At 42.3% G+C, this 10,152-nt stretch carries 11 protein-coding genes; 4 read left to right on the forward strand and 7 right to left on the reverse strand.

All coding sequences use genetic code 11. The annotated features are described in order from the left end of the window. Nucleotides 1–73 precede the first annotated feature (73 nt). The 6 genes from ACWB1W_RS01640 to ACWB1W_RS01665 are packed head-to-tail and all read right to left on the reverse strand — an operon-like array spanning nt 74 to nt 6,508. Nucleotides 74–556 (reverse strand): DUF2391 family protein, encoded by a 483-nt coding sequence (locus ACWB1W_RS01640; RefSeq protein ID WP_479369654.1) that lies wholly within the window; start codon nt 554–556, stop codon nt 74–76. Between the two features lie 6 nt (nt 557–562). Beyond that, a complete protein-coding gene (locus tag ACWB1W_RS01645; RefSeq protein WP_479369655.1) occupies nt 563–1,069 on the reverse strand; it encodes an N-acetyltransferase family protein in 507 nt (168 codons plus the stop codon). Next, nucleotides 1,041–1,637 (reverse strand): outer-membrane lipoprotein carrier protein LolA, encoded by a 597-nt coding sequence (locus ACWB1W_RS01650; RefSeq protein WP_479369656.1) that lies wholly within the window; start codon nt 1,635–1,637, stop codon nt 1,041–1,043. Before ACWB1W_RS01650 ends, ACWB1W_RS01645 begins: the two co-directional genes overlap by 29 nt. Before the next feature lie 5 nt (nt 1,638–1,642). Continuing rightward, nucleotides 1,643–4,042: a putative bifunctional diguanylate cyclase/phosphodiesterase gene (locus ACWB1W_RS01655; RefSeq protein ID WP_479369657.1), complete on the reverse strand. Its 2,400-nt coding sequence runs from the start codon at nt 4,040–4,042 to the stop codon at nt 1,643–1,645. Between the two features lie 9 nt (nt 4,043–4,051). Continuing rightward, nucleotides 4,052–5,296 (reverse strand): aspartate kinase, encoded by a 1,245-nt coding sequence (locus ACWB1W_RS01660; RefSeq protein ID WP_479369658.1) that lies wholly within the window; start codon nt 5,294–5,296, stop codon nt 4,052–4,054. Nucleotides 5,297–5,320: 24 nt separating this feature from the next. Continuing rightward, nucleotides 5,321–6,508, reverse strand: coding sequence for a hypothetical protein (locus ACWB1W_RS01665; protein WP_479369659.1), 1,188 nt, complete (start codon nt 6,506–6,508; stop codon nt 5,321–5,323). Nucleotides 6,509–6,521: 13 nt separating this feature from the next. Between ACWB1W_RS01665 and ACWB1W_RS01670 the strand changes: the two genes are divergently transcribed. From ACWB1W_RS01670 to ACWB1W_RS01680, 3 genes are read left to right on the forward strand one after another with little or no spacing between them, the layout of a single operon-like run. Continuing rightward, complete coding sequence (locus ACWB1W_RS01670) at nt 6,522–7,391, forward strand: class I tRNA ligase family protein (RefSeq protein ID WP_479369660.1); 870 nt, start codon at nt 6,522–6,524, stop codon at nt 7,389–7,391. Between the two features lie 27 nt (nt 7,392–7,418). Further along, a complete protein-coding gene (miaB, locus tag ACWB1W_RS01675) occupies nt 7,419–8,741 on the forward strand; it encodes a tRNA (N6-isopentenyl adenosine(37)-C2)-methylthiotransferase MiaB (protein WP_479369661.1) in 1,323 nt (440 codons plus the stop codon). Beyond that, nucleotides 8,738–9,235, forward strand: a complete 498-nt coding sequence (locus ACWB1W_RS01680; protein WP_479369662.1) for a bifunctional nuclease family protein — start codon at nt 8,738–8,740, stop codon at nt 9,233–9,235. Before miaB ends, ACWB1W_RS01680 begins: the two co-directional genes overlap by 4 nt. A 9-nt stretch (nt 9,236–9,244) precedes the next feature. Here ACWB1W_RS01680 and ACWB1W_RS01685 read toward each other — a convergent pair whose 3' ends face one another. Further along, the gene (locus ACWB1W_RS01685; protein ID WP_479369663.1) at nt 9,245–9,886 is read right to left on the reverse strand and encodes an endonuclease III domain-containing protein; all 642 of its coding nucleotides are present in this window, start codon (nt 9,884–9,886) and stop codon (nt 9,245–9,247) included. A 19-nt stretch (nt 9,887–9,905) separates the two neighbouring features. Here ACWB1W_RS01685 and ACWB1W_RS01690 point away from each other — a divergent pair. After that, a partial coding sequence (locus ACWB1W_RS01690; RefSeq protein ID WP_479369664.1) for a glycerol-3-phosphate acyltransferase occupies nt 9,906–10,152 on the forward strand: 247 nt, incomplete at its 3' end.

A 10,152-nucleotide genomic window follows, 5' to 3' on the forward strand; every position in this document is an offset into this window, starting at 1 on the left:
AGGTGTTACGAGATCTTCGTAATAAGGCTTTAGCTTTCTGGTAAGGACGCTCATTTAACTTTTAAAAAGTATATCACTTCGCAACGTCAACACCCAGACTTCCTATAACCGCAAATATGCTAACAAGGATTGAGGCCTTAAGAAGTGTTGTGAAGTCCTCTATCATGTCGGGGTAAACACCGAAGAGTGTAAGAAATGAAAGGGATACTAAAAAAGCTATGGAAAGACTTGTTATAAGCCTTAATGGTATAAAACCGAGCACATCTTGTTGTTCCCAGTTCTGGAGCTTTGAGTATTTTATAAACAGAAAAACGGTAAGAACGGTTATAAGGTAAACCACAAAAACCCTAAAAAAACTGAGTCTTTTTGCGAGTTCCCACACTTCTTCTGTAAGAGAAAAGGGAAGTGCTATTATCATAGCTCCTATGAATTCCTGAACAAGGTCCGAAAAGCCGAGTTTCTGCTTTCTCTTTGAACTTTCAAAGTCTTCATACATTTCGCTTATCTTCTTCTCAAGGTTTTCAACTTTTCTGTCTATCTCGTTCAGCTTGTCCATCCTCCCTTACTCCAGGAGTTTTGTCATCCTTATCCAGTAGTTGTACCTTCCCCTTTCATGAAATCCGAATTTTTTGTAAAAGTTTATAGCCCTGTAGTTTTCGTCCCCCACCCAGAGCTCAGCGGTGTCAAGTCTCTTTTTCTTAAAGTAGTTCAGAATTTCCTCCATCAACCTCGTTCCTATTCCCATTCCTTGGTATTCGGGGTCAACGACTATCTCGTGAATCGCACCCACTCTCTTTTTCTCCCTTCTACTGAACCAGTTCGCATCCCCGGCAACGAAGCCGACAATCTTTCCGTTGACCTTTGCGACAAAGAATCCCTCGGGGTCCCTGTTCAGGAGCCACTTCATGTAGCTTTCAACGTCCTTAGGATGGGTGTATGCATACTCCTCAAGTCCCTTGTAAGCCCTGAGGTATAGCTCAACCAGCTCAGGTATATCCTCCTCTTTAACCCTCTCTATCTTTATTTCCGTTTTCGCTTTATCACTCATAGCGAAATACTCTGAAGTCATCGGGAAACTTTATTTTAAACAGCTCTTCCGAAGGCCTAAAGTTTCTTTTAACGTCTATAAACTCTATCACAACCTCCGTTCCTTTGTTGTCATAAGTTTTTATCTTTTTAATCTCCCCATTTTTGAGGTAAACCTTCACGAGCTTTAAATTTTCGTCTTTCTCCTTCGGACGGAGGATAATTACCTCTCCTTCGTTCTTTTCCTTACCCACAAAGGTGAAAACTTTCTCAACGGGCTCTGAAAGGAATAGAAGACTGTTTATTACGGGAGAGGTGTTCCTGCTCATATCTTCTACGTAAACCTTTTTCTCCTCATAATGTATGAGATAAACCTTTTTTCCATCGGATATTATCGTTATCCTGTCCGGATAGGTGTAATCGAGTCTTATTTTTTCTCGTCTTTTTACGTAGAGAACACCCTTGCTAATATCCGGCTTGGGATACCAGTCGTATACAACTTTCTGGATAAACGCTACTTTTAGGGTTTTTGTGGTTCTAAGGATTTCCTTTAGCTTCTCAAAGCTGCTTCCGAAAGTGAGACCTATAAGCAGTATTAAGAGAATAACCATAAGGTTTATTTTGCAAACTTTTTGTATACCTCTTCAAACTTTTCGGGAGGAACGGGAGGAGAGTAGTAGTATCCCTGTCCATAGTCACAACCCAGCTCTTTAAGTATTCTTTCATGTTCTTTAGTTTCAACTCCTTCCGCAACTGTCTTAAGGTTTAGGTTTTTTGCGAGGTTTATTATCGTCTTCACTATCTCGTAGTCCTTCTCGTCTTTATCTATGTTCCTTATGAACTCAACGTCTATCTTGAGGGCATACACGGGTAAGGTTTTTAAGTAGGCTATTGAGGAGTATCCCGTTCCGAAGTCATCTATGTAAACCTTTACACCGAGCTCCGAAACGAGCTTCAAGAAAACAGAGGCTGTAGATATGTTTTCTATCAAAGCAGTTTCCGTTATCTCAAACCCGAGGTATGGGACTGCGTCGTAGTTCTCCTGTAATGTTTTAACGATTATTTCAAGGTGCTTTACCGAACGGAGCTGAACCGCTGAGAGATTAACAGCAACTTCTATGTTTATTCCCCTGCTCCTCCATCGGTTTAACTGCCTTATAGCTTCTTCAAGAACCCATAGACCTACCTCAATTATAAGACCACTTTCTTCAAGAATAGGTATGAACTCGTAAGGTGGGACAAGCTTTCCCATCTTTTTCCATCTAATTAACGCTTCAGCCCCTTCTATTTCTCCGCTTTTTAAGTTAACCTTCGGTTGATAAAAAAGTATGAACTCCCCATCTTTAAGTGCTCTTTTGAGCTCATTCCTGAGTATGAATACCTTTTCTATATCCCTCTTTGAATCCCTGCGGAAGAAAATTACGGTATCCACTCCCAGTTTTCTGGCTTCAAACATAGCCTGAGTTGCATGGGCTATTAGCTGTTCCCCATCTTTCGCATCGTCCGGATAAAAGGCTACACCTATTGAAAAGGTTATTGGTATTTGGTATCCTTCAACCTTAATCGGTTTTATAAACTTCGTTCTTATGCGTGTTATCAGGCTGTTAGCAGCTTCAAATGGATCCTTTGATACAAAGGCTATCGCGTAAGTATCCGCTCCTATTCTTGCGATAATATCTTCAAGTCTTACTACATCTTTCAATAGCTCCGCTACTTTCTTTAAAACCTTATCCCCCACCTGTTGGCCGTAAAGTCCGTTTATGGCTGTGAAATTATCTATATCAAGGACTACAAGTCCGACTTTTTCCCCCTTCTTTTCCGCTTCCCTAATTATGTCCCCAAGGGCATTAACGAAGAAAGCACGTGTCGGGAGCTCCGTTATCGGGTCGTAAAATCTTAGCTCTTTGAGCTTTCCTTCAAGACTTAGCGACTGAAGCATTTCGGATAGCTCCGAGAGAAAGTTCTTTATAAGGTCTATCTCCGTGTCGTAAAAGGCTTCGTTTTTTGTGAGAATTAAAGAATACTCTCTGTAAAAGGGAATACATGCACCGTAATCCGTAGGTATTCCTTCCTCTGCAATCTTCACCTTTTCGTCCGTTCTTATCACGGCGGCATACGTATAAATGCCTTTCTTTACGAATGTATCAACCATTTTGAAAAACAGTTTGTTTATACTCGTTTCCTCAAGAACAACTCTGTAAAGTTCGCTTATAAGTCCGTAAAGAATACTTAAGTTCTCTCTTTCTTTTTCTCTCTTTATTTCTTCTTCCGCATCCCTTAGGTCAAGAATTATGTAATCTTTATTTTTTAAACTTATGTGTTCAAAGGAAACCTTAAAGGGCTTCGTTATACCTAAGTCTTTATTCCTAAGGTATATTACCCTTTCAAAATTTCCCGATTTCTTTTTTAAACACGCTTTGCAAAGCATTTCGTAAATTGATAAGTATCTCTCGGGAAATAAATCCTTTAAATTTATACCTTTCGCTTTATCAAGCTTTAATAACTCCTTAAAGGTGTTGTTTGCATAGAAAATTTTAAAATCCTTATCAATTATCACTATGGGGTCGGGGTTTTCCTCAAAGAAGTTTATAATCGTTTCAAAGTGCTCTTCAAGTATGTAGTCGGTTACTGAAGCTATATCAAGTAAGGTATGCTTAATAAGGGAAAGACAAAGTTCGTTTAGTCTTTCGGGAACAACTTTAGGTTTTAGTTCTTCTCTTATAAGCTCAAAGAGTTTTCCGTAAGAAACTATAAACTGAGGAATCTCAACACCGTTCTTTTTAATATCCTCTCCGAGAGAGTAATCCGTTTTACAGTTAAGGGAGTCTTTAAGGTATTTTAGTATCTTCCCTTCAAGGTTACTAACCCGTACCTTAAGCTTTTCCCTGAGAAAGGATGCAAACTCCCTGCTTATCTTCTCAAGTTCTTTATCGGTGAGTAGTAAGCGAAGTTCGTCCAGATTTTTCTTGTCTTCCTCTGAAAAGGAGATAAGCATTCTCAGAAGGGATTTTTCCATACATTAAATTTACTTGCTTTTCCCGTTTATAGTTTCAAACTCTTCCATTTCCTCAATAAACTCTTCGTGTAAAACCCTTACGGCAAGTTCCGCATACTTTTCTTCGATGAGACAGGATATCTTTATCTCTGAGGTTGATATCGCCATTATGTTTATACCGTTTTTTGCAAGAATTTCAAACATCCTCCCCGCGACTCCGTAAGCACTCCTCATTCCTATTCCTACTACGGATATCTTCGCAACTCTGTCATCCCTTATAACTTCCTTTGCACCTATCTTTTGGGCAATCTTCTTAACTATTTCTTCCGCTTTGTCCGCATCGTTCTTGTTAACCGTAAAGGACATATCCGTATACCCTTCGTGAGATACGTTCTGAACAATCATATCAACAACTATATGGGCATCCCCGAGTGCTTTAAATATCTTTGCCGCTATTCCGGGCTTGTCGGGAACCCTGACAACCGTAATTCTTGACTCGCTCGTGTCCGCCGTAACACCCCTTACAACGACCTTTTCCATTACTTCATCCTCCGGAACAATCCACGTCCCTTCCTCGTCGGAGAAAGTGCTCCTTACATGTATTCTAACTTTATACTTCGCTGCAAACTCAACACTCCTTATCTGCATAACCTTAGCTCCGAGGGAGGCAAGCTCAAGCATTTCCTCGTAAGAAATTTTCTTTATCTTCTTTGCGTTCGGAACTATGCGCGGGTCCGCGGTAAAAACGCCGGGAACGTCCGTGTTTATCTCACAGTCCGCCTTTAGCGCCGCCGCAAGGGCTACCGCAGTCGTATCGGACCCTCCCCTTCCTAAAGTAGTTACTTCCCAGTCCTCAGTCACACCCTGAAACCCCGCAACTACGGGTATGTATCCCTCCTCTATGAGATTAAGAAGTCTTCTTATACCTATCTTTCTTATCCGGGCTTTTGTGTGAACGTTATCGGTTATTATGGGAATCTGCCAGCCGCAAAGACTAACCGCCGGATATCCGAGCTTGTTTAAGGTCATAGCAAAGAGGGCTATAGCCTTTTGCTCACCTACCGCAAGTAGCATATCCATTTCCCTTTCGGGGGGACGGGGACTTACCTCCTTTGCAAGGTTTATAAGGGAATCCGTTTCTCCGGCCATTGCGGAGGAAACAACAACAGGTTTATACCCCTCTTCGGCAGCTTCTATAACCCTTCTTGCGCAGAGCTCTATTCTCTCCAGATTCGCTACGGACGTTCCTCCGAACTTCTGGACGATTATTTTCATAGAAAAGATTATTTTAAAGAATTTTCACTCGGCACTCCTCCCCAGAATAACTACAAAGGTAAGAATTAGTGATAGGGTTAAGAAGAAAAGGGAATGGAACACTTTTTTCTCTTTAAGAGAAAGAAAGAAGGATATAAGGGTCTGGAGAAGGTAGTAAAAGGCGAAAGCCTTGGATGCAAAGGCTATAATCTCAAACACGTTTAGGTTCCATACGATTACGACGTCTATCGTTGCAACCATGAGGTATCCGAGCCTTGAACTTACTTTGCCGCGGGTTTCTTTACTTATAAGTCCTCCCGCACCTATCGTATCCGCAACCGCTGCACTGAACTGACTCATAAGAGGTCCCAATCTTATGAGGTATCCGAGAACGAGGGATATGGAAGAGGCAAGAAAGATAACCGAGGTCTCGTCAAGGGGCTTTCCCTCAAGCTCGTAAAGAATGGGAGTTATTAAGGCTATGAAGGATACGTAGATGAATCCCGAGATGAACTGAGAAAGCTTCATACTCTTAACCCTTTCCTCTTTTGTGTATTTTTCTCCCAGATACTTTGAGGTTTCAAACCCCTGAACTATAAGAAGGATACCCGCAAGAACCCTTAAGGTTTCAAGGTTTATAGGCTTACATGCTCCTTTTATAGCAAGGCCCGTGCTTATATCATGAACGAGGAGTGCGACAAGAAAGGAGAAGATAACCGATAGCTTTAAGGTAACCGCATACTTCTCAAGGAACTCTAAGAAATTAAGACCCCTTAAGAAACCCGAGATGCCTATGAACAGTAGCAATCCCGTTGTGAGGAGGTTTTCGTAAAAGGGATTTCTTTCAAAAAAGCCGGAGAATATGAACGCCGAAAGGAGTCTGAGGTAAAAGGCTACGGAAATAAAGTAAGCGAATGATAAGGAAAGGTTAGAAAAACTCTCAATTTCCTTCGTTATAACAAACTGACTTATTTTTTCTTCCTTTCTTATGTTAAACCTTATCGCACTTCCTATAAGGTAAGCGAGGAAAACTATCCCGAGCATCCCGAAAAGAGCACAATCTCCGAGTGCATAGTAGAGGAGCGGAGCGGAAACCAGGTAACCGCTTCCTATTATTGATGCAAGTGGTGTAACGGTTGCAGTCCATATACGTTTTCTTTCAAGTTTAGGGTTAAGAAGGATAAGAAGAGAAACCAGAAATGCGACACTTACCGCTGTATCAACGTAGGTCATAAAATAATTCTCTATGAAAATAGGGGAATTTTTAAAGGAAAATAAAATCTCCGTAGGAGATAACGCTATATTCCTCCTTGAGAAACTCGGACTTAAGGACGAAGAACTTATAAAGTTCCTTGAGAGGGAGATAGGCGAGAGTGCAAAGATGTCTAAGTCAAAGGCAAACGTCGTTGACCCCGAAGAAGCTGTGGAGAAATACGGTGCGGATACCGTGAGACTTTACATACTCTTTGCGGCACCTCCGGAACAGGACTTTGAGTGGACCGACGAGGGTATTCAAGGGGCTTACAGGTTTTTAAACAGACTTTGGAACTTTGTAAATACCTATATAGATAAACTAAAGGAAGTTTCTTATACACGAGAAGAACTAAAGAACGTTCAAGGTAAAGCGAAGGAGATAAGAAGGGAGGTTCACAAGACTATAGAACAGTTCAGGAGGGATTTTGAGGAGAGATACCAGTTCAACACTGCTATAGCCTCCGTTATGAAGCTTCTTAACACCCTCCAGAGGTTCGAACCACAATCCGAAGAGGACTACAAAGTATTAAGGGAAGCGGTTGAAACCATTACTTTGCTTCTCTCACCGATAACTCCTCACATATGCGAAGAGATATGGGAGATGTTGGGAAATAAAGGATTTGTGATAGAACAGACCTTCCCCGAACCCGACCCGGAAGCCCTGAAGGAGGAAGAGATAGAAATTCCCGTTCAAGTAAACGGAAAGGTAAGGGCTCGGGTAAAAGTTCCTGCAGATGCGGAAGAAGAAACCGTAAAAGAGATAGTTCTGTCCGAGGAAAAAGTTAAGAAATGGATTGAGGGAAAGGAGATTAAGAAGTTCATTTACGTGAAGAACAAGCTTGTGAACCTCGTGGTGCGTTAAGTTGTACCTACCTTAAATTAATTATCTATGGGAAAGAAATTCTTCATTAAGACCTTTGGATGTCAAATGAACTTCAACGACAGTGAACGGATAAAGGGGATGCTCAAAACCCTGGGGTATGAGCCTACCCAGAACTGGGAAGAGGCGGACCTAATAATTCTGAATACATGTACGATACGGGAAAAGCCGGACCAGAAGGTTCTCTCTCACCTGGGGGAGTATAAGAAGATTAAGGAAAAGAATCCCAATGCTTTAATAGCCGTGGCGGGGTGCCTGGCCCAAAGGGCGGGATGGGAGCTTGTAAAAAAAGCCCCGGTTATAGATATAATGTTTTCCTCTTTTAACATGCACCAACTTCCCGAGCTTATAAATCAGGCACAGGCGGGATACAAAGCGATAGCGATACTTGACGAACCCCCGGAAGATGAACACAAGATATGGGATTACCCTGTTGAGAGGGACAACAAATACTGTGCTTACGTGACGATAATAAAGGGTTGCGATAAGAACTGCACTTACTGTGTTGTTCCGAGAACGAGGGGAAAGGAGAGGTCAAGACCCCTTCACAGCATACTTGACGAAGTAAAAAGACTCGTTGACGACGGTGTAAGGGAGATACACCTCCTCGGTCAGAACGTGACTGCCTGGGGAAAGGATCTTGAAAAACCTATTCCTTTCTCGGAGCTTCTTTACGAAGTTTCAAAGATTGACGGGGTTGAGAGGATAAGGTTTACAACGGGACACCCGAGAGACCTAACCGACGACATCATAGAAGCCATGGCGGACATACCCCAGGTTTGTAACGCGCTCCACCTTCCCTTCCAAGCGGGTTCCAACAGGATACTCACTCTCATGGACCGCGGATACACTAAGGAGGAATACCTTGAGAAGGTTTACAAGCTGAAGGAAAAAGTAAAGGGTATAGCTATGTCTACGGATGTAATAGTCGGATTCCCGACGGAAACCGAAGAGGATTTTGAACACACCCTTGATGTTCTTCAAAAGGTAAGGTTTGAACAAGTTTTCTCCTTCAAGTTCTCACCCAGGCCCGGAACACTGGCAGCCGAGATGGACGGGCAAGTAAGCGACGAAGTGAAAACCCAAAGGATGAAAAGACTCCTTGAGCTCCAAAAGAGCATTCTTTCGGAAATAGCAAAGGGCTACGAGGGAACCATCCAAGAGGTGTTAATTGAAGAGGAAAAAAACGGCGAGCTCATAGGAAGAACTACTACGAATAAATGGGCAACAATTAAGGGTGATAAGTCTCTTCTTGGGAAGATAGTTAAGGTTAAGGTTAATAAGGCTTCCGCCTTTAATTTAGAGTGTGAATTGTTGGAGGTATTGAGATGAGTGAGCTTGTTGAGATGGAAGTTCAAGGTATTACCCTTGACCCTACTACCCAGATGCCGATAGTGGTTTTAAAGGGCAAAGAGGACGAGAACCTGATACTTCCCATATGGATAGGTGCCTTTGAAGCAAACGGCATAGCTATGAAACTTCAGGGTGTTGAGCCCCCAAGACCGATGACCTACGAACTCCTAAAGAGGGTGATAACGGAGATGGGCGGAAGTGTTGAGAAAGTAGTTATAAACGACCTAAAAGACAGCACTTACTACGCGGAGATATACATAAACCAGGGGAACAACACACTCGTTATAGACTCTCGTCCGAGTGACGCCATAAACCTCGCCCTCAGGTTCGGAGCACCCATATACGTGGCGGAACACGTCCTTGAACAGTCAAAACTTCCGGAACCCGAAGAGGATGAAGAGAAGAAGAAACTCAGGGAATGGCTTGAGAACATTAAACCGGAAGACTTTGAAATAGGCGGGGAAAAGAGCTAATTTTTTCGTTTATATACATTTATCACAGTAATTGTTTATCGGACACTCCTCGCATTTGGGCTTTCGGGGCAGGCATATAGTTTGCCCGAGGGCAACGAGAAGGTAGTTTACCTCGCTCCATAGCTCTTTTGGTAGTATTTCCATAAGTTTTTTCTCCGTATCTTTGGGTGTTTTAGTCTTTACAAGACACCACCTGTTTACTATTCTGTGAACGTGAACGTCCACGACTATTGCGGGCTTTCCGTATCCTTTAGATAAAACAAGGTTTCCGACCTTCCTTCCAACACCCGGTAGCTTTAGAAGTTCCTTTATATCGTCGGGAACTTTGCCTTTATACCTCTCAACGAGAATTTTAGCTATCTCTTTTAACTGTTTTGCCTTAACCCTGTAAAATCCTACAGGGTATATAAGTTCCGCAATTTCTTCCGCAGACAGGTTTAATAAATCCTCCGGAGATTTCACCCTTTCAAAAAACTTTTTACACACTTTCCACGTTACTTCATCCTTAGTTCTTGTGGAAAGTAAAGCACAAACGAGGGTTCTGAAGGGGTCCCTTCTGTGCTGGGAAATCATGTGAACGACGGGAGCGTTCCATTTTGGAAACTCCTTTTTGAGTATCTCAAAAACCTTCAGTAGGTCTCCTCTTCTCATATTGAAGATAATAAGAATTATGGGCGTTTTCCTGATACTCCTTTCATACCTTCTCGGTTCCGTTCTGTTCGGTGAAATAATAGCAAACCTTAAAGGTGTAAACCTGAGAGAGGTAGGAAGCGGGAATGTAGGGGCTACTAACGTTTCCCGTGCCCTTGGAAAGAAATACGGAGCTCTGGTTTTCTTTCTTGATATGCTAAAGGGACTTATCCCGACAGCTTTGGCTGTTAAGCTATACGGTTACGACTCATGGATAACGGTATTTA

Source organism: Aquifex sp. (genome assembly GCF_056494385.1).